The following is an 18,745-nucleotide window of genomic DNA, read 5'->3' as shown; positions in this document are numbered from 1 at the left end:
AGAGCCTCGGGTCTCGCCACCTGGCATGGGACAATGGCCGCATGAGCAGCCAGAGCCCGCTCGACGGGCGTCAGCGCCAGGTTTTCCCGACGGTGCCGAAAGGCGAGGTGGTCGCGACCTTCGAGACGTACCAGGACGCGCAGGGCGCCGTAGACGTTCTGGCGAGGGCCGACTTCCCGGTCGCGCAGGTGTCCATCGTGGGCAGCGACCTGAAGACGGTAGAGCGCGTGACCGGCAGGCTGACCTGGGGCCGCGTCGCTGCCGCGGGGGCTGCATCCGGTGTGTGGCTCGGCATCTTCTTCGGTCTGCTGCTGCTGATCTTCAGCCCGGCGACAAGCTTCGGTGTGCTGCTTGCCGCGCTGCTTCTTGGGGCCGGGTTCGGCATCCTCTTCAGCCTGGTCTCGTATGCCATCACCCGCAGGCGCAGGGACTACACGTCGATGACTCAGGTGCTGGCGACGAGCTATTCGATCATCGTCGACCCCGAGTTGGCGAATAGGGCGCGCAACCTTCTCGGTCAGCAGGGCGTGAGCGGCGCTTCCGCCACCGCGCAGGGCGTGCCGCCAGCCTTCGCGCCGCCGTCGGAACATCCGTCCGACCCGCCTTCGGCGCCGCCGGCACAGGCTCCCGGGCGTCAGGACTCACCCGAGAAGGGGCAGACTCGTTCATCCTCCGCTGAGCCGCCTAGGTACGGCGAGCGGACCGCTGAGCCCACGACGCGAGACGAATCGACGCCGCCATCGGGCGAATAGGTCACGCCTGAGCCCAGTGCGTGAGCTAAGGGACCGCGTTCGGTGACGTTCGCGGTCAGAGGCCGGGCTGAAGGGTTCTATGCCCCGGAGGGCATATGCGTCAGGCCCGCAAGCGTGCGATCCACGCCTCTACGTCGTCTGCGGTGCGCGGAATGGCGACGGAGAGGTTCTCAGCGCCCGTCTCGGTGACGAGGATGTCGTCTTCGATCCGCACACCGATGCCGCGGAACTCCTCCGGCACGGTCAGGTCGTCCGGCTGGAAGTACAGGCCCGGCTCGATGGTGAACGTCATGCCGGCCTCGACCACGCCGTCGATGTAGAACTCGCGGCGTGCCTGTGCGCAGTCGTGCACGTCCAGACCCAGGTGGTGGCTGGTGCCGTGCACCATGTAGCGGCGGTGCTGCTGCTGGTCGGCCTCGAGCGCTTCCTCCGCGCTGACGGGCAGCATGCCCCATGCCGCAACGTGGCGGGCGATGACCTGCATGGCGGTTGCGTGCACCTCGCGGAAACGGATGCCGGGCCGCACGACCGCAAAGGCGGCATCCGCTGCTTCCCGCACGGCCTCGTACACGAGCCTCTGAGTCGGCGAGAATGTGCCGCTGACGGGCAGCGTTCTGGTGATGTCCGCGGTGTAGAGGCTCTCGACCTCCACACCGGCATCGATGAGTACGAGGTCGCCTGGCAGCACCGGGCCGTTGTTGCGAGTCCAGTGCAGGATGCACGCGTGCGGGCCCGCCGCCGCGATCGTGTCGTAGCCGACAGTGTTGCCATCCAGCCGAGCCCTCGCGTTGAAGACGCCCTCGATGATGCGCTCGCCACGCTCGTGCTCCGCGATCCGGGGGAGCTCCCGGACGATGTCGTCGAACCCCTTCGCGGTGGCGGAGACCGCGGCGCGAAGCTCGGCCACCTCCCAAGCGTCCTTGGTGAGACGCAGCTCGGAGAGGTCGCGTGCGAGCTCGGCATCCGACTCGGCAGCGACGCCGTCCGAGTCCCCGGTCCCAGCGCCGCGGTGTGCGTCGAGCTCGGCGGTGATCGCGGGATCCGCGTCCCGCACGATGAGTGTGGAACCATCGGCCGCGTCGAGCGCGTCCCGCAATTCGGCGATGTGCCTCGTCGGCAGCGCGAGGTCTCCGGCAACCTGCTGCAGTGAAGGCCGAGGGCCGATCCAGAACTCCCCGATCTCGGGGTTGGCGTAAAACTCGTCTGAGTCGCGTGCGGCGCGCTCACGGAAGTACAGCGTGGCGTCGTGGCCGTTGCCACCAGGCTCCATGACGAGAACGCTTCCGGGTTCCGTGTCAGCCCCCCACCCGGTGAGCTGGGTGAAGGCCGAGTGGGCGCGGAACGGGTAGTCGGTGTCGTTCGAGCGCTGCTTGAGCCTGCCCGCGGGGACGATCAACCGTTTGCCCGGGTGCCGGGCCGAGATAGCCGCTCGATGTGCTGCGGCAGAAGCCGCGGCATCCCTGGGTTCCGGCAACTCCTCGTCGCGGTCGGCCCAACCGGAGCCGATGTACTCGGCGAAAGCAGACGACGCGGGAGTTGTCGAACGATTCTGAGTCGCACGCGGTTGCGGGGCATCCGTAGCGGATGCGGTCCCGGCTTCGGTCGATGAGGTCGCGGTGTCGGACATCTGTCCATTGTCTCCCTTGCGCCCGCGTGCATGATCCGGGTCGGCGCAGGGACGGGAAGGCCGCGGCAATACGATGGTGGGATGGCCGCCGACCGCCGCGAATTCCGGGCACCGATCGATCTGCACACGCATTCCAGCGTCTCCGACGGCACAGAGTCGCCGGATGAGCTGGTGCGTGCCGCCGCAGGCGCCGGGATCGGAACGGTGGCGCTCACGGATCACGATGCGACGGCCGGGTGGGCGGATGCTTCGGAGGCGGCATCCGAGACGGGAATCACCTTCATCCCGGGCATGGAGCTCTCCACGAGGTACGGCTGGAAGAGCGTGCACATGCTCGCCTACCTATTCGACCCGGCCGATGAGCCGCTCACCGCCGAGCTGGAACGCATCCGCGAGGCACGCCTCAGCCGGGCCGAGACCATGGTCGACCGTCTCGCTGTGGACTACGACCTCAGCTGGGACGACGTTCTCGCGCACACGGCGCCAGGAGCGACCGTGGGCAGGCCGCACATCGCCGACGCGCTTGTCGCGCGCGGTGTCGTGCCCGACAGGTCGGCGGCGTTCGCCACGCTGCTGCATCCGCGGGGCGGATACTACGAGCCGATCTACGCGCCGACCCCGTTGGACGGTGTACGCCTCATCAGGGGTGCAGGCGGGGTACCCGTGCTCGCGCATCCGGCCACCAGGGGGAGAGACGGCATCATTCAGGATGTCTATCTGCAGCGGCTCGTCGATGCCGGTCTGGCCGGCCTAGAGCTGGACCATCGCGAGAACACCGAAGACGGCAAGGCCGCGCTGCGCGAGCTCGCCGCCCGCTACGGGCTGGTGCTCACCGGGTCGAGCGACTACCACGGGGCGGGCAAGCCGAACCGGCTGGGCGAGAACACGACGTCGCCCGAGGCGCTCGAACGCATCCTCGCCCAGTCCGCATACCTCGCGGGCAGCCGCTGACGGCCGCCCGCGGCGGCCTACTGTGCTGCGGCGGCGCCGGACGGACCGCGGCGACGGCGACGGCGACGCTGTGGCGCGGCATTTCCGTCGTGGTGCTGGTGCCCCTGTCCGTCGTGCGTGCCCGCGGCGGCTTTCTCGGTGGCAGGGGAGGCATCCGTTGCAACGGACGGCGCTGCTGAACCGGAGTTCGATCCGGCGGTGGTACGCCTGCGTGAGCGCGACCGGTTCGAGGCCGAAGTGGATGCCTCGCCCGAGCCGCCTGAGCTCTCGCTGTTGCGCGGGCGCTCGGCCTTGACGGGAGGAGTCGCCTTCAAGCGGCCCTTCGCGCCATCGGGAATGTTGAGGTCGCTGTAGAGGTGCGGCGACGAGGAATAGGTTTCCGTCGGCTCCGGCTGTCCGAACTCGAGCGCCCGGTTGATGAGAGCCCACTTGTGCAGGTCGTCCCAGTCCACGAACGTGACCGCGATGCCTGTCTTGTTGGCGCGGCCGGTGCGGCCGACGCGGTGCAGGTAGGCCTTCTCGTCCTCGGGGATGGTGTGGTTGATCACATGCGTGACGTCATCGACATCGATCCCGCGTGCGGCCACATCCGTAGCGATCAGAACGTCGCGTTTGCCTGCACGGAAGGCGTTCATGGCCCGCTCGCGCTGCTCCTGGTTGAGGTCGCCGTGCACTGCGACCGCATTGAAGCCACGGTCGCTGAGTTCTTCGACGAGTTTGGCCGCTGCGCGCTTGGTGCGAGTGAAGATCAGGGTTTTGCCGCGTCCTTCGGCCTGCAGGATGCGCGCGATCACCTCGTCTTTGTCGAGCGCGTGCGCCCGGTAGATGAGGTGCTTGATGTTCGCCTGGGTCAGACCCTCGTCGGGCTCAGAGGCTCGAATATGGATGGGCCTGGACATGAAGCGTCTGGCGAGGGCGACGATGGGCCCTGGCATGGTCGCCGAGAACAGCATGGTGTGGCGTGTCGCGGGGGTGAGCGAGAAGAGCTTCTCGACGTCAGGCAGGAAGCCCAGGTCGAGCATCCTGTCCGCTTCGTCGAGCACCATCTCGCTCACGTGTGAAAGGTCGAGCAGACGTTGGCCTGCAAGGTCGAGCAGGCGGCCCGGCGTGCCGACGATGATCTGCGCACCGGCTTTGATCTGCTCGATCTGACCCTCATAGGCCTTGCCGCCGTAGATCGATGCGATGGTGGTCGGGCGGCCCGAGGTGGCCACCTCGAGGTCCTCCGCGACTTGGATGGCCAACTCGCGGGTCGGAGCGACGATCAGCGCCTTCACGCCTGGCGCGGGATCCGGGCCGAGGCGCTGGATGAGCGGAAGCCCGAAGCCGAAGGTCTTGCCCGTGCCGGTCTTGGCCTGACCGATGATGTCTTGGCCGGAGAGCGCGAGCGGGATCGTCTGCTGTTGGATGGGAAACGGTTCGGTGATGCCCTGTGCGGCGAGTGCCTGCACCATGTCGGCATCGATGTTCAAATCGGAGAACGTCACGTCTTTTCTGCCTGTCGAAGGAGATGAAGCGGATCGAGGCGATCCGCATGGCCGCGCCCGCACGGTTCATCACGTCTTCACAGGGCACGGTGGCCGTCGATCCTGCGCCGACGGCCAGTCCAGTCTATCGGCGACGGAGGCGGGCGCAGGCGAGCTCCCCTCAGGCGAGAGTTGGTGTGCGCGACGAGACTCGTGTCTGTGCGCCATGTCTCGTCGCATACGCCGAGTCTCGCCGCCCAGCGCGCCCATATCGCCGCTGGCGGCTCATGGGCTCAATCGGCTCGGACAGGCGAGCCAGCTCGCCTGTCCGACCCTCAATCGCCCATAGACTTACGTTTCGTGGCTTCCTGGTTCGCGCGCAGATCGGCGCCCGTCGACGCGCCGAAGCTCAAGCCGCGACGTGAACAGGTCGCGGGAACTCGAGTGGACCTGCACGAGATCGCACCCGCGTTGCTTCCGTACCTCGGTCAGGTCGCGTACCTGCAGTTGCAGGCGTTCGAGACGCTCTCCCGAGTCGTGCAGCAGGTGCCGTCGCTCAACAGCAAGGAGATCATCGCGAACGCCGCCGGCGCCGCATTGAGCAGGCATCAGGCCGTCATCGCCGAGATCCGCAGGCGCGACGCGGATCCGGCGGACGTGATGGCGCCGTTCGCGTTGGCCGTCGACGGGTTCCAGGCGATCACCGTCGGACGGAACTGGCAGGAGACCCTGCTCGCCGTCTACGTCACCGACGGCCTGCTCAGCGATTTCTTCATGCGGCTCGCTCAGGGACTCCCAGGCGACGTCGGACCCCGCGCGGCGAGCCTGCTCGGCGCGCAGACCGGGTCGGAGCAGCTTGCAGGCATCCTCGAGGCCGAGATCCACGCCGACGCCACGCTCGGCTCACGTTTAGCGATGTGGGGCAGGCGTCTCGTCGGCGACACACTGCTCGTCGCCAGGTCGGCGCTGAACCTCTCCGGCAATCAGCGTTGGAACGACGAGCGCCTCGATCCCGTGTTCTCCGAGATCATCGGCGCTCACACCCGCAGAATGGACGCTCTCGGGCTCACCGCCTGAAGCCGAGCGGCGCGTGGCCGTGCGAAGGAATCAGGCCTTCGAGGGGACGCCCGCCCGGGTGTAGCGCTCGAGCCGCTGCTTGTCGCCGCGGGAGCGGAGGTTGCCGATCAGAAGGTCGACGACGACCGTGACGATGATGGTGCCGACGAGCGTGATCCACCAGATCCAGCCGCCGTTCCACTTCAACCCGATCCACGTGAGGGCGACCCAGAGCGCCGCAGCGACGCCCGCGCCGAATGCGGGCACGAGCACGCTGCCGTGAGCGTGCCTGTGCGGAAGCGTGTAGCGCGCGATCAGGCCGACGATCGCACCGCCCAGGGTTATGAAGAGTAGCTCCATGGCGGTGCCAGGCTACGCGACGAAGCCCACGCGACGCGATTCCTCGCTGCCGATCTGCACGTACGCGATGCCCGCGGTCGGCACGATGAAGAGGCTGCCGTGATCGTCGCGAAGCTCGAGTGTGGTCGCGGAGCTGCTCAGAGCCGCAGTCACTGCCTCCTCGACCTCTGCCGCCGGCTGATTGGACTCGAAGCTCAACTCACGGGGGGCGTTGACGATGCCGATGCGAATTTCCACGGGATACCTTCCGTTGTCTCGTGCTCGCGGCTGTGCCGCGTGACATCCCGAACCGACAAGGCCGCGGATGCGAGCATCCCGGCCGCACCGATCGGACGTGCCTGTTTCGTTCAGTCACACTACGGCAGCCACCGCGCCCGTTCCGCGACAGTTCACTGACGGCAGAACGGCGCGCTCGGAGACCATCGGGCATCCGCTTCGGGCAGACGCGGCAGGGCAGCCTCGCCGTGTCGGAGGCCGGCCCTATCGTGAACGCCGTGATGCAGAACCGCCCAGTGCCCACCGCGTCGAGCGACCTCGACGGTTCGCAACGGGGCGTGCTCGCGATGGATGCCGCGGCATCCGCTCTCGTCGTCGGTGCACCGGGTACGGGCAAGACCACCACGCTCGTCGAACTCCTCGCCGACCGGGTGCTTCGTCTGGGCTTCGCTCCCGAATCCGTGCTCGCGCTCACGTTCGACAGGGCGAGCGCGACTCGGCTGCGCGATCGCCTGGGGCTGCGCATCGGGGAAGCGGTGAACGGACCGCTTGCGCGCACGGTCTCGTCGCTCGCGTTCGACCTGGTCGCGCAGGCGGCGATCAGGGCCGGCGCGGAACCGCCGACGCTGCTGACGGGGGCCGAGCAGGATGCCGACGTGGCAGCGCTGCTTGCCGGGCATATCGAAGACGGAGTGGGTCCGCACTGGCCGCAGCATCTGGGAGAAGCGGTGCGTGGGCTGCGTTCGTTCCGCACGGAGTTGCGCGAGCTCATGGCGAGAGCCACCGAGCACCGGATGACGTCCGAACGGATACGGAGCCTCGGCCGCCGGCACGGGCACGAGGAATGGGCCGCCGCAGCGGACTTCATCGACGATTACGCGGCATCCATCGCGTCCGCGCGGCCCGACCAGTTGGACTCGGCCGAGCTGGTGCGCTTCGCGGTCGCTGCACTGGAGCGTGGTGAGGTCAGCGATGCGGTCGCGCGTCTGCGACTGGTCGCGGTCGATGACCTGCAGGAGGCCACCGAACTCGGGCTCGCGTTGATCGCCGCGCTGCGGTCACGAGGCGTCGCCGTCGTGGCCTTCGGCGACCCGGATGCCTCGACGAGCGTCTTCCGCGGAGGATCGGCCGATATCGTCTCGCGGTTCGGCGCAGGCCTGCCGACCCACCTGCTTCGGATCGCGCACCGGCAGCCGCCAGCGCTGCGCGAACTGACCCGAAAGGTGACCGAGAAGATCGGCACCGCAGGAGTGGTGGGCCAGCGCGCGGCAGCACCCATGGCGGCACGGCCCGGCAACGACCCGTTGGCGCCCATCATGACGATCGAGGCGCCAACGCCGGCCAGGGAATGGGCGGCAGTCGCTCGCCTGCTGCGCGAGCGGCACCTCATCGACGGCATCCCGTGGTCCCGGCTCGCCGTGGTCGTGCGCTCCGGCGCTCTGATCGACGGGGTGGCGCGAGCTCTGGCAGTGTCGGAGGTCCCTGTGCAGACGGCGGCAGCCACCCTCGCGCTTCGCGACGACCCGGCAGCGCGGGCGCTGCTCGACATCGTCCACCACGGCATCGGGCGCACGCCGCTCGACATCGATGCGGTGACGGCCATGCTGCTCGGTCCGTTCGGCGGCCTCGACCGGCTCGCAGTGCGAAGGCTGCGCGTCGCCCTGCGCACCGAGGAAGTCGCGTCGGGAGGCGACCGAGCGGCAGACGATCTGCTGGTGGAGGCGATCTCTGCTCCTGGCAGGCTCTCGACGATCGACCATCGCATCGCCAGGGAGGCCGACCGACTCGCGCGAGCGCTGGAAGCGGTGCGCGAGGCATCCGTCGCTGGAGCAGGCGTCGAAGAGCTGCTGTGGACGGTGTGGGAGCGCACCGGGGCCGGCATTCGGTGGCGCAAGGCGGCGTCGGGTAGCGGGGTGGCGGCATCCGAGGCTAATCGCAATCTGGATGGCGTGGTGGCACTGTTCACGGCGGCCAAACGGTTCGGGGAGCGCGAACCCGACTCACCGCCCACGGTGTTCCTGACGCGGGTGCTCGACGCGGACGTTCCGGAAGACACGCTGTCCCCGACCCGCACGCCGGAGTCCGTGCTGATCGCAACGCCGTCAGCTGTCGTGGGTCGCGAGTTCGACGTCGTCGTCGTGGCCGGGCTGCAAGATGGGGTCTGGCCCGATCTGCGCGTGCGTGGCACCCTCTTGAACACCGACGCGCTCGTGCGCGCCGCGTCTGGCGAGGCGGATGCCGTGCTCGACGCCCGCAAACAGGTTGCGGCAGACGAGCTGCGCATGTTCGCCGTTGCCATCTCGCGCGCCGCGAGACAAGTCGTGCTCGCCGCGGCATCCGACGACGAGGAATCGCCGAGCGTCCTGTTCGGGCTCGCCCCTCGCGGCACCCCCAGTGTGGACGTCTCCGCACCGGCGCTCACGCTGCGCGGCCTCACGGGACGGTTACGGCGCGAGCTCACCAGGAACGACACCCCGAACGTCGCGAGGCGTGAGGCGGCCTCGGCTCTAGCGGCACTTGCGGAATCGGGCGTGCCTGGTGCCGATCCGGTGCACTGGCACGGACTAGTCGAACCCTCGACGACGGAGCCGCTCTTCGAGGGCGATGAACCGGTGCCGGTCTCGCCTTCGCATATCGAGAACATCGAGGAGTCGCCGCTCGACTGGTTTCTCGACCACATTGCAGGCTCGACCACGAGCACGTCCATGGGCATCGGCACGATCGTGCACTGGGCGATGGAGACGGCTGACGATCCGGACGTCGACGCACTCTTCGCCGCCGTGGAATCACGATGGAACGAGCTCGTGTTCGAAGCGCCCTGGATCGCGGCGCGTGAGAAGCGTGCGGTGCGACGGCTGGTGCAGGGCGTCGCCGAGTACCTGGCCGATGCGCAGCGCGCCGGATCTCGCCTGGTGGCCGCCGAGACCGGATTCCGGCTCGAGGTCGGTCGTGCACAGGTGCACGGCAAGATCGACCGGGTCGAAGCAGATCCCTCGGGAGGGATCACGATCGTGGACCTGAAGACGGGCAGACCGGAGACCAGCGCAGCCAAGCTGGCCGAGATGCCTCAGCTGGGCGTGTACCAGCTGGCATATGCCTCCGGTCAGTTGAACGAGTTGTGCGAGCCGTTCGAACCGCACCGCTCCGCAGGCGCGAAGCTGCTGTACGTGCGTGAAGGGGTGCGCGACAAGTCGTACCGCGAGGGCCGGCAGGAAACACTCGATGAAGCCGGTCTCGACGCGTTCAGGCAGCGTATACGGCAGGCGGCCGAAGCGATCGCCGTCGCAGTTTTCGAGGGAAAGGCCGAGCTGGACGACTTCAAGTACGGCGTCGCGGTGCGCCGTATGCACCGGGTGAAGGCGGTGAGCAGTGACTGACGCCGCGACGGTCGACGACCTGATGGCCGACATACGTGCAAGCGTTTCGGCTGATGCCATAGCCGACGCTCTCGGCGCACATCGGCCCACGGCGGAGCAACGCGCCGTGATCGAGGCGCCGCTCGGGCCCGCCCTCGTCGTAGCCGGCGCGGGCAGTGGCAAGACCGAGACGATGGCGTTCCGTGTGCTCTGGCTTCTCGCCAACAGGCTCGTGGAACCCGGTCGTGTTCTCGGCCTGACGTTCACCCGAAAGGCGGCGGGTGAGTTGCGCGATCGCATCCGTGATCGTGTCGCTCGTCTGGCGCAGGCCGGGCTCATCGAGGAGCCCGACGAATTCGATCCTCCCGTGGTCTCCACCTACAACTCGTTCGCGAACACCGTCTACCGCGACAACGCCCTGCTGCTCGGACGCGAAGGCGATGGGGCGCTGCTTGGCGAGGCATCGGCATGGCAATTGGCCAGGAACGTGGTCGTCTCGAGCAACGACCCTCGCCTGCTCGAGATCGACCAGTCCGTCGACCAGGTCACGCGCGCCGTGCTCGAGCTGGCTCACTCTTTGGCCGAGAACATCGCGGATGCCGAGGATGTCGCAGGCATGGCTCGGGAGTTCGCCCGGTTGGAGGACTTGCCGAACGGTGGCACTGGAGCGTACGTGAAGGAGGTCGTCGAGCCGGCTCGTGCCGTAGGGCAGCTACCGTTGCTGCTCGACCTGGCGAGGGCGTTCGAGCAGGAGAAGCTGCGTCGGGGACTCGTGGAGTACTCCGATCAGGTGGCGTTCGCCCTCCAGATTGTGCAGCGGTCGCCGGAGGTCGGCGAGCGGCTTCGGGAACAGCACTCGGTGGTGCTTCTGGACGAGTACCAGGACACCTCGGTAGTTCAGACCAAGCTGCTCTCCGCCCTCTTCGTAGGCAGGGCGGTGATGGCGGTGGGCGATCCGCACCAGTCCATCTACGGCTGGCGCGGTGCAAGCGCGTCGAATCTCGAGCAGTTCGCGCAAGCGTTCGGTTCCGGTGACGGTGGCGCGGTGCAGCGTTACGGGCTGAGCACGAGCTGGCGCAACGGAATCCGCATTCTGGATGCCGCGAATCGCCTGGTCGAACCGCTGACCGCTCGCTCTCGGGTTGCCGTCGACGCCCTCACCCCTTCGCCCACCGCCAGTGCACGGGACGTGCACGCTGCCTTTGCAGAGACGCTTGCCGATGAGGCGGAGACGGCCGCACTGTGGCTTCGCGACCGCCTTGCCGAGCCCGTGATGAACGATGATGGTCGTCCGGCGCTCGACGCGCAGGGCCGACGGGTCGTGCCGAGTGCCGCCATGTTGTTTCGGTCCAGGGCGACACAGGCCGCGTTCACGGCGGCTTTGCGCGACCACGGTGTCAGGTACCACGTGCTCGGGGTGGGCGGGCTGCTCGCAGAACCGGAGATCGCCGATCTGGTATGCGCGCTTCGGGTCGTCGATGACCCGACGGCCGGTTCCGAGCTCGTGCGCCTGCTGGCGGGAGCGAGGTGGCGTATCGGCGTACGCGACCTGCGCGGGCTGCGTGACGCGGCGAGGTGGCTGGCCGAGCACGACTACCGGCAGCAGCGACTGGACGCCGAGGTTCGGGCGGCCATGCGAGCCAGCGTGATCGACAGCGAGCAGGCATCCATCGTCGACGCGCTGGACGCGATAGTGCATGCGCCAGACGGACACAGCATGCTCGCCGGTATCAGTGAGATCGGCCTGGCGAGGATGCGCGATGCCGGCCGGCTCTTCGCGCGACTCCGAGCGCGAAGCGGTCTCGACCTGCTCGACTTCGTCACGCTCGTCGAGCACGAGTTGGGCATCGACATCGAACTGGCCGCCAACGAATCGCGCACGGGCGGGCGCGGGGCCATGGATGCCTTCTTCGACGCACTCGAGGACTACCTCGCGGTGAGCGAGATGGCCGGCCTCCCTGGTTTTCTCGGCTGGCTGCGAGAGGCGGAACGCCGCGATTCTCTGGCGCCGAGACCCGAGAAGCCGGAGCCGGGATGCGTTCAGATCCTCACGGTGCATGGCTCGAAAGGACTGGAGTGGGACCAGGTCGTCGTGCCGCGGCTGGTCGAGGATGAGCTTCCGTCTAAGCCGAACGAGGGAACCAACGGGTGGATCGGATTCGGCCGTCTGCCATGGGAGTTCCGCGGCGACGCGGACGAGCTTCCGTCGTTCGGCTGGCGAGAGGCGACGACAAGGAAAGAGCTGAAGGCTGCACGGGAGACGTTCAAGCGCGAGGTCGCCGAGCACTACGAGCGCGAGGAGCGCCGGCTCGCCTACGTCGCCGTCACACGCGCCCGGCACGGTCTTCTGCTGACCGGCTCGTTCTGGTCGACGCAGAAGCAACCGCGTCATGCCAGCCGATACCTGGTCGAACTCGCCGACGCGGGCATCGTGGCGCCCCTTCCCGAGGCGTCAGCGCACGAAGAGAATCCGATGGGCGACGCTGCGCTGTCGATCAGCTGGCCGCTCGACCCGTTGGGCGGTCGACGCGAGGCGGTGGAGGGGGCAGCTGCCATGGTGCGCGAGGCCCGTGAGCGCATTCAGGGCAACCCGCCACGTGCCGAGGAGGCCGGTGCGGGGTCCGGGCTCGCCGGGCGTGGTGAACCGGGTCCGGCAGACTCAGGACACACAGACTCAGGACACACAGATTCAGGACACGCAGATGCCGGACGCGCAGGCGCCGCGCAGGCAGACACCGGGCAGGCAGACACCGGACGCACGGACGGTGGATACGCAGACGTCGGACAGGCACGCGCGGCCCCGGTCGAGGTGGCCGTGGCCGAAGCAGGTAGGTGGGCCCACGACGTGCGATTGCTGCTGGCCGAGCGCGAGCGCATGCTGCGTGCATCCCCGGAGGTCGCCATGCCGACACGGGTGCCTGCTTCGCGTTTCAAGGACTACGTGGATTCGCCCGCACAGGTGGCGGAAGAGCTGCGACGCCCGATGCCCGAGCGCCCCTATCGAGCGACACGGCTCGGCACACTGTTCCACGCCTGGGTCGAGCGACGCGCGGGAATCGCGGGTGGCACCGAGGTCATCGATGCACTCGTCGGGGAGTTCGACGACGACCCGCTCGGCATCGGCGCCGTCGAGCGCGATGGGGACGGGGCGGAGCCGTCGCAGGCATCCGCCGATCGGGTCGAGCGGGAACGCCTGGCGGCGCTGCAGCGCACGTTCGAGCGCTCCCCGTGGGCCCATCGGCAGCCCATCGAGGTGGAGCGGGAGATCCACCTGCCGTTCGACGGCCACCTGGTCATCTGCAAGATCGACGCCGTCTACGAGAACGACGGACGGTTCGAGATCGTGGACTGGAAGACCGGCAGGCCGCCGAAGGATGCCGCCGACCTCGCGAGCAAGCAGCTGCAGCTGGCCCTGTACCGCTTGGCCTTCTCACGGTGGCGAGGCATCGACCCCGACCTGGTCGATGCGGCCTTCTACTACGTGGCCGACGACCTCGTCATCCGACCGACCGAGCTGGTCGACGAGCACGAGCTGTTGCGGCTCTGGCGAGCGAGCACCCACGCCGCCGGCAGCGGTTTCGCCGCGGCGTGAGTCCTCGGACTCCGAGCGAACGCAGACTATTGCCGGCCCGACGCCGTCTCGCCGAACGTATTTCAGGACATGTGCTGCGCCAGCCACATAGTGGCCGCCGATCGGGCGTTGTCCTGAAAACGTGCTGGCGTCAGGCTGCGGGAGATGGCGACCGAGGGCACCACCCGGGCACGCAGGGCCGGAGCACGGAGGGCCGGAGCACGGAGGGCGGGAGCACGCAGGCCCGGGCACGCACGGCCGGAGCACGGAGGACCGGTCACCCAGGAAGTGCGGCGACTCGAGGGCGGTCGGCTCAGTCGTCGTCTCGGTCGAATTCGTCGTCGGACAGCGGGCGGTCGTCCGCCACCGGCGGGAGCCCCTGCGACGCGTCGCCGCGTCGGCGGTCGAGCGGCGTGGCATCCAGCAGCGCCTCGACGTCGGTAACCGCCATGATGGGCCCGGTGTGCGGGGCGAGGGGATCCACCTCGTCGTCGTGCACGCGCTCGACGAGGCTGTCGAGCATGGACACCGCGTCATCGATGATCAGCTGATCGTGCAGATCTCTGCCGTGCATGAGCCAGCGCGCCAGCTCGAGCTCCGCATACAGCGTCGCCCGGAACAGCAGATTGCGATCGGATGCCGAGCCGCGAGCGAGCGAGTACGCCTCGATCGCACTCTCGGCGGCATCCGCGTTCATGCCGAGCACCCAGTGCAGGTCACGTGCCGGATCCCCGACGCGCAGCGCCGACCAGCCGAGGAGGCCGATCACCGACTCCTGGCGGACGATGAACGAGTCGATCGTGAGTGCGCCGTTGATCGCCGTCGGCTGGAACCGCCAGAGCTCCTCATCGTCGACCGCTTCCCTCCAACGCTTCGCCAGGGCGGCGGGTACCAGCCCGGTGGCGTTCGCAGAGGCGATGAGTGTCTTGGTCGCCGCAAGACACTCGGATGCCGACAGCGCGGGAAGGCCGGCATCAGTCACGAAGGAGGTCGGCAGCGCGTGGATCGCGGCGATCGACCGGCCGATGGATGCAGCAAGGCCGTCGCCGGGCTGAACGTTCTCGAGTGCGACCTTGTCGCCAGGCAGGAACGTGTAGACGACGGCACGTGTGCCGCCGATCGGAGTCTGGCCGACATATTCGGGCACGTCGAATGGCAGCCGCGACCGCACGCCAGGCGTCAGCGCGTGCAATGCGACGAGGTCGGCGCTCTGCTCCGTCTCCGCATCTTGCGAGGTGGGCACGCGGATGATCATCTCGGTGCCGTCGCGACTGGTGAGCAGCGCTGACTCGAAATCGCCGTGCAGATCGTAGCTGTAGCTGCGGGTTCCGGCGACGTCCAGGTCGGGCACGGCCGACGTGGCCAGCGCGGCTAGAGTGAGATGGGATCTGGCCATACCGTCAAGGGTAGGCGCGCCCGTCGGTGCCGGGCCCGCGCGCCACGCGCTCCGGTCCACGCCGAGTACGCATCCGGCCCTGCCGGGGGCGATCGGTCCGGCGGTGGCGTCAGCGGAACCGGCCGCCACATCGTGGTCCGGTCACGCAAGGTCCCCGTTCATCCATCGGCCTGAGGAGTGCTCCATGCCCCGTCCGCTCGGCGTTCTTCCCATGTCCAGGTCGGCCGTGGACCGCGACGGCGCACGTCGCACCCGCGACTCACTGTTCGACGAACTGCTCTCCGACGAGGCCGCACGCGTTCTTCCGATGTGGAACGGCAGAGTGCTGACCACGGATGCCGATCCCGGCGAGGCCGAGGGCAACCTGCGCATCAGGCTCTTCCGCACAGGCGAGGTGACGTCCGCGCTCACGAGGGTCTACCTCGGGCGCACCATCGAGGCGACCAGGGACGAGCCGGCCGGAACGCCCGTCATCCTCTCCGTGCTCACCGATGCCGCAGCGGGGGAGCTGCAGCCCGACCAGTCCGCCTGGCGCGGCCTGCGCGAGCTGGCAACCCACCTCAGCGATCGGGACGCGGGCCTCGTGACCGAGTCCGTCGCGATCGCGAACTGGCACGCGTCGCACACTCACTGCCCGCGCTGCGGCACTCCGACCGTGGTCGAACACGGCGGATGGATGCGCCGCTGCTTCGTGGACAACAACGAGATCTTCCCGCGCACCGACCCGGCTGTGATCGTGCGAGTGCTCGACGATCAGGACCGCATCCTGCTGGGATCCAACGCCCTGTGGGAGAACAATCGCTGGTCTCTGCTCGCCGGGTTCGTCGAGGCCGGGGAGTCGTTCGAAGACGCCGTGCTGCGCGAGGTCGCCGAGGAGTCCGGCGTGATCGTGGCCGACCCGCAGTACCTCGGCTCGCAGCCATGGCCGTTCCCGGCATCCATCATGATCGGCATGGAGGCCAGGGCAGTGGCCGGCCACACCGGATTGCATCCGGACGGCGAGGAGATCCTCGCCCTTCGGTGGTTCAGCCGTGAGGAGATCTGGCGAGAGCGCGACGACATCCTGCTGCCAGGCGGGTCGTCGATCGCGCATGCCATCGTGCGCGACTGGTACGGCGGTCCGCTCGACCAGGCGCCTGGTCGAGACACGCGAGACGACGCCGTATCCGACGATGCCCGAGACGCTTCCCCAGACGACGGGCGATCGGACGCGGCGTGACGCACTCCGCCGAGGAGCTGCTTGCTGGGCTGGACGACGCTCAGCGTGTCGTCGCCGAGGCCCTGCTCGGGCCGGTGTGCGTGCTGGCCGGCGCAGGCACCGGTAAGACCAGGGCGATCACGCATCGCATCGCGTACGGTGTGGCGACCGGTGTCTATGCACCCAACCGTGTCATGGCGCTCACGTTCACGAGCCGTGCCGCGTCGGAGCTGCGCACCCGGTTGCGTGTGCTCGGGGCATCAGGTGTCGCTGCCCGCACCTTCCACGCTGCGGCCCTGAGCCAGCTGAACTATTTCTGGCCGATCGTCGTCGGCGGCAGCCTGCCCCGCGTGCTCGACGGCAAGGCAAGGCTGCTCGCCCAGGCGGCCGAGCGCATCCGCATGCGCATCGACACCGCCACTCTGCGAGATGTTGCGGCCGAGATCGAGTGGCGCAAGGTGAGCGAACTGAGCATCGACGACTACGAGCGGATGGTGGGGGATGCCTCCCCGACGGAGCGTTCACCGGGTACGCCACGTCGTCCGACGCCGGGGTCGCTGAAGCCGCAGCAGGTGGTCGACCTGCAGCGCGCGTACGAGGCGCTCAAAGACGAGCGGCGGCAACTGGACTTCGAGGACGTACTGCTGGCGTGCGCCGGCATGATCGAGACCGAACCAGCCGTCGCGATGCACGTGCACGAGCAATACCGGTTCTTCGTCGTCGACGAGTATCAGGACGTCTCGCCTTTGCAGCAACGCCTGCTCGATCTCTGGCTTGGAGACAGGTCAGACCTGTGCGTCGTGGGCGACGCGAGCCAGACGATCTACTCGTTCGCCGGGGCATCCAGTTCGTTCCTGCTCGATTTCGGCCGGCGGTATGCGGATGCCGCGATCGTGCGGCTCGAGGACAACTACCGGTCGAGCGCGCCGATCGTCGAGACGGCGAACCGCCTCATGAGAGGCAAACCGGGTGCGCTCACGCTCAGGGCGCGTGACCCGCAGCCCGCGCCGATTGCAGAGGGCGCCGAAGGCCCCACGTCCCTCTCTGATGAGGCCGCAGGCGTGGCACTGCTCCCTGACCAGGCCTCGGGCGCGACACCGCTCACTGAGCAAGCGGGAGGCACGTCGAAGGGCAAACGACAGCGGCCCATCCCTCAGATCGTCGAGACGCCGCCCGAACCAACGGTCGCGGGATTCGCGACCGACGCCGAGGAAGCAGCCGCCGTGGCCGCCCAACTCCGGGCACGTATTCTGCAGGGGGAGAAGCCGCAGGACTTCGCGGTGCTGTACCGGGTGAACGCGCAGGCTGCGCCCCTTGAGGTCGCACTGAACGATGCGGGCGTCGCTTACCAGATGCGAGGCGGCAAGCGGTTCTTCGAGCTTCCGGAGGTTCGGCAGGCGGTGATGACGCTCCGCGCAGCGTCGCTCGCGGCGACCGATGAGCCGCTCTTCCAGTCCGTCAGCGACGTGCTGCGTTCCCTCGGTTGGACGCTCGAGCCTCCGCAGGCGGCAGGCAGTGTGCGGGATCGCTGGGAGTCGTTGAACGCGATCATGGGCCTCGTCGACGATGCGCCGCAAGGAACCACCTTCCGCGAATTCACCGAGGATCTGCTCGCGCGACAGGCGGCGCAGCACGAGCCTGCGATCGCTGCAGTCACCCTGTGCACGCTGCACGCGGCGAAGGGTCTGGAGTGGGACGACGTGCACATCGTCGGTCTCGGCGAGGGCCTCGTTCCCATCGGGTACGCGCGAACACCCGAAGCAGTCGAGGAGGAACGGCGGTTGCTCTACGTGGGCGTCACGCGCGCGAGGCGCCGGCTTGCGCTGAGCTGGGCTACGAATGCTGCAGGGCGACGAGAGCCGTCACGTTTTCTGGCAGAGCTCGGCATCCGCACAGAGCATGCGGAGAGTGCTCGAACTCGCTGACCGTCCCGTCGCGGTGCACCCGGATGCTGGTGGCCGCGTGAGACCTGTCGCCCGCCCGCACTCGGGCATCCACCCATCGCGACGCAAGCGACGCAACCTGCGCAGACAGGAGCGCCGGCTCTGCGGGCCGCTGATGCGTGTCGAGTTGTGTGGCGATCGCCGGCCACGCCGGATCGAGGTCGCGCCTCGCCAGTGACAGGCAGCGCAGGCATGGCCCGTCCGTGTCGACGAACGGGCCCACCTCTGCACCGTCGTCTCCGAACACGATGGGCAGGTGCGGAACGTCCCTCCGCAACCACGCACCGTGGCGCCATGGCGGGAGCACGTACGAGCCGACGATGACCGCTGCGGCCGGATCTGGCGCTGCACCGTCCGGAGCGGAAGCCACCACGCGATGCCCGCTCTCGCGCAGCAATCGCATCACCCGCTCAGCGGTCGGGCCGTCCCCGTCGAGGGCAATGGTCGACGCCTGTTGTGCTCGCTCGCGCGGTTCCTGCGGTTCGAGCGCGCCGGCGACCGACTCGAGCAGTGCGGTCACCTCGTGCGAGGCATCCTCTCGCGATGAGGATGCCGCCTCAACCTCGAGCGCGGACCTGGGCGCCCCGGTGCGCAGTGCTGCGAGCATCCGCTCGGTCGACTGCGACACCAGAGGGAACACGCACACCACGCGGTCGACGCCGAGCTGCAGGGTGTGCGGGTCGCGCCAGACGAGGGGAACGGCCGGATCGAGGCGATAGATCATGCGGACATCATGCTCGGCGCGGCAGCCGCGACGGCGACGTTGTCCACAGTCGCCCATCCGCCGCCTGCCTGGAGGGAGTCGGTGGCGGCTGCCAGAATCGCGGCAGGAACCGGCGATCCCGCTTCCACC

At 68.5% G+C, this 18,745-nt stretch carries 14 protein-coding genes; 7 read left to right on the top strand and 7 right to left on the bottom strand.

Annotated elements, in window-relative coordinates; all coding sequences use genetic code 11:
• Window positions 1-41 precede the first annotated feature (41 nt).
• Window positions 42-752 carry a general stress protein gene (locus ACO2Q7_RS04300; RefSeq protein ID WP_423354389.1) on the top strand — a complete coding sequence of 237 codons (711 nt, stop codon included), beginning with the start codon at window positions 42-44 and terminating at the stop codon, window positions 750-752.
• Between the two features lie 100 nt (window positions 753-852).
• On the opposite strand, the gene ACO2Q7_RS04295 is transcribed toward ACO2Q7_RS04300, so the two are convergent.
• The gene (locus ACO2Q7_RS04295; protein WP_423354388.1) at window positions 853-2,379 is read right to left on the bottom strand and encodes an aminopeptidase P family protein; all 1,527 of its coding nucleotides are present in this window, start codon (window positions 2,377-2,379) and stop codon (window positions 853-855) included.
• An 81-nt stretch (window positions 2,380-2,460) separates the two neighbouring features.
• Between ACO2Q7_RS04295 and ACO2Q7_RS04290 the strand changes: the two genes are divergently transcribed.
• On the top strand, window positions 2,461-3,330 hold the full coding sequence (locus tag ACO2Q7_RS04290; protein WP_423354387.1) for a PHP domain-containing protein: 870 nt from the start codon (window positions 2,461-2,463) through the stop codon (window positions 3,328-3,330).
• 17 nt (window positions 3,331-3,347) lie between these two features.
• Here ACO2Q7_RS04290 and ACO2Q7_RS04285 read toward each other — a convergent pair whose 3' ends face one another.
• Window positions 3,348-4,817, bottom strand: coding sequence for a DEAD/DEAH box helicase (locus ACO2Q7_RS04285; protein ID WP_423354386.1), 1,470 nt, complete (start codon window positions 4,815-4,817; stop codon window positions 3,348-3,350).
• Window positions 4,818-5,156: 339 nt separating this feature from the next.
• Here ACO2Q7_RS04285 and ACO2Q7_RS04280 point away from each other — a divergent pair, with 339 nt between their 5' ends.
• Window positions 5,157-5,873, top strand: a complete 717-nt coding sequence (locus ACO2Q7_RS04280; protein WP_423354385.1) for a ferritin-like fold-containing protein — start codon at window positions 5,157-5,159, stop codon at window positions 5,871-5,873.
• Between the two features lie 30 nt (window positions 5,874-5,903).
• On the opposite strand, the gene ACO2Q7_RS04275 is transcribed toward ACO2Q7_RS04280, so the two are convergent.
• Window positions 5,904-6,212 carry a hypothetical protein gene (locus ACO2Q7_RS04275; RefSeq protein WP_423354384.1) on the bottom strand — a complete coding sequence of 103 codons (309 nt, stop codon included), beginning with the start codon at window positions 6,210-6,212 and terminating at the stop codon, window positions 5,904-5,906.
• A 12-nt stretch (window positions 6,213-6,224) separates the two neighbouring features.
• Window positions 6,225-6,449 (bottom strand): DUF3107 domain-containing protein, encoded by a 225-nt coding sequence (locus tag ACO2Q7_RS04270; protein WP_423354383.1) that lies wholly within the window; start codon window positions 6,447-6,449, stop codon window positions 6,225-6,227.
• Window positions 6,450-6,709: 260 nt separating this feature from the next.
• Here ACO2Q7_RS04270 and ACO2Q7_RS04265 point away from each other — a divergent pair, with 260 nt between their 5' ends.
• Complete coding sequence (locus ACO2Q7_RS04265) at window positions 6,710-9,805, top strand: ATP-dependent helicase (RefSeq protein WP_423355956.1); 3,096 nt, start codon at window positions 6,710-6,712, stop codon at window positions 9,803-9,805.
• Window positions 9,798-13,376, top strand: coding sequence for an ATP-dependent helicase (locus ACO2Q7_RS04260; RefSeq protein WP_423354382.1), 3,579 nt, complete (start codon window positions 9,798-9,800; stop codon window positions 13,374-13,376). The genes ACO2Q7_RS04265 and ACO2Q7_RS04260 overlap by 8 nt, the downstream gene beginning before the upstream one ends.
• A 292-nt stretch (window positions 13,377-13,668) precedes the next feature.
• On the opposite strand, the gene ACO2Q7_RS04255 is transcribed toward ACO2Q7_RS04260, so the two are convergent.
• Window positions 13,669-14,751 carry a phosphotransferase gene (locus ACO2Q7_RS04255; protein ID WP_423354381.1) on the bottom strand — a complete coding sequence of 361 codons (1,083 nt, stop codon included), beginning with the start codon at window positions 14,749-14,751 and terminating at the stop codon, window positions 13,669-13,671.
• A 184-nt stretch (window positions 14,752-14,935) separates the two neighbouring features.
• On the opposite strand from ACO2Q7_RS04255, the gene nudC reads away from it, so the two are divergent.
• Both nudC and ACO2Q7_RS04245 read left to right on the top strand, forming a co-directional pair.
• The gene (gene nudC / locus ACO2Q7_RS04250) at window positions 14,936-15,970 is read left to right on the top strand and encodes an NAD(+) diphosphatase (RefSeq protein WP_423354380.1); all 1,035 of its coding nucleotides are present in this window, start codon (window positions 14,936-14,938) and stop codon (window positions 15,968-15,970) included.
• Window positions 15,967-17,874, top strand: a complete 1,908-nt coding sequence (locus tag ACO2Q7_RS04245) for an ATP-dependent helicase (RefSeq protein ID WP_423354379.1) — start codon at window positions 15,967-15,969, stop codon at window positions 17,872-17,874. The genes nudC and ACO2Q7_RS04245 overlap by 4 nt, the downstream gene beginning before the upstream one ends.
• Here the strand turns inward: ACO2Q7_RS04245 and ACO2Q7_RS04240 are convergent.
• Both ACO2Q7_RS04240 and ACO2Q7_RS04235 read right to left on the bottom strand, forming a co-directional pair.
• Complete coding sequence (locus tag ACO2Q7_RS04240) at window positions 17,783-18,616, bottom strand: hypothetical protein (RefSeq protein ID WP_423354378.1); 834 nt, start codon at window positions 18,614-18,616, stop codon at window positions 17,783-17,785. The genes ACO2Q7_RS04245 and ACO2Q7_RS04240 overlap by 92 nt on opposite strands.
• The gene (locus ACO2Q7_RS04235; protein WP_423354377.1) at window positions 18,613-18,744 is read right to left on the bottom strand and encodes a hypothetical protein; all 132 of its coding nucleotides are present in this window, start codon (window positions 18,742-18,744) and stop codon (window positions 18,613-18,615) included. Before ACO2Q7_RS04235 ends, ACO2Q7_RS04240 begins: the two co-directional genes overlap by 4 nt.
• Between the last annotated feature and the right edge of the window lies 1 nt (window position 18,745).

Source organism: Rathayibacter sp. KR2-224 (assembly GCF_049446075.1).
In the GTDB taxonomy this organism is placed as follows: Bacteria; Actinomycetota; Actinomycetes; order Actinomycetales; family Microbacteriaceae; genus Humibacter.
This window is presented reverse-complemented; position numbering and strand designations above follow the sequence as displayed.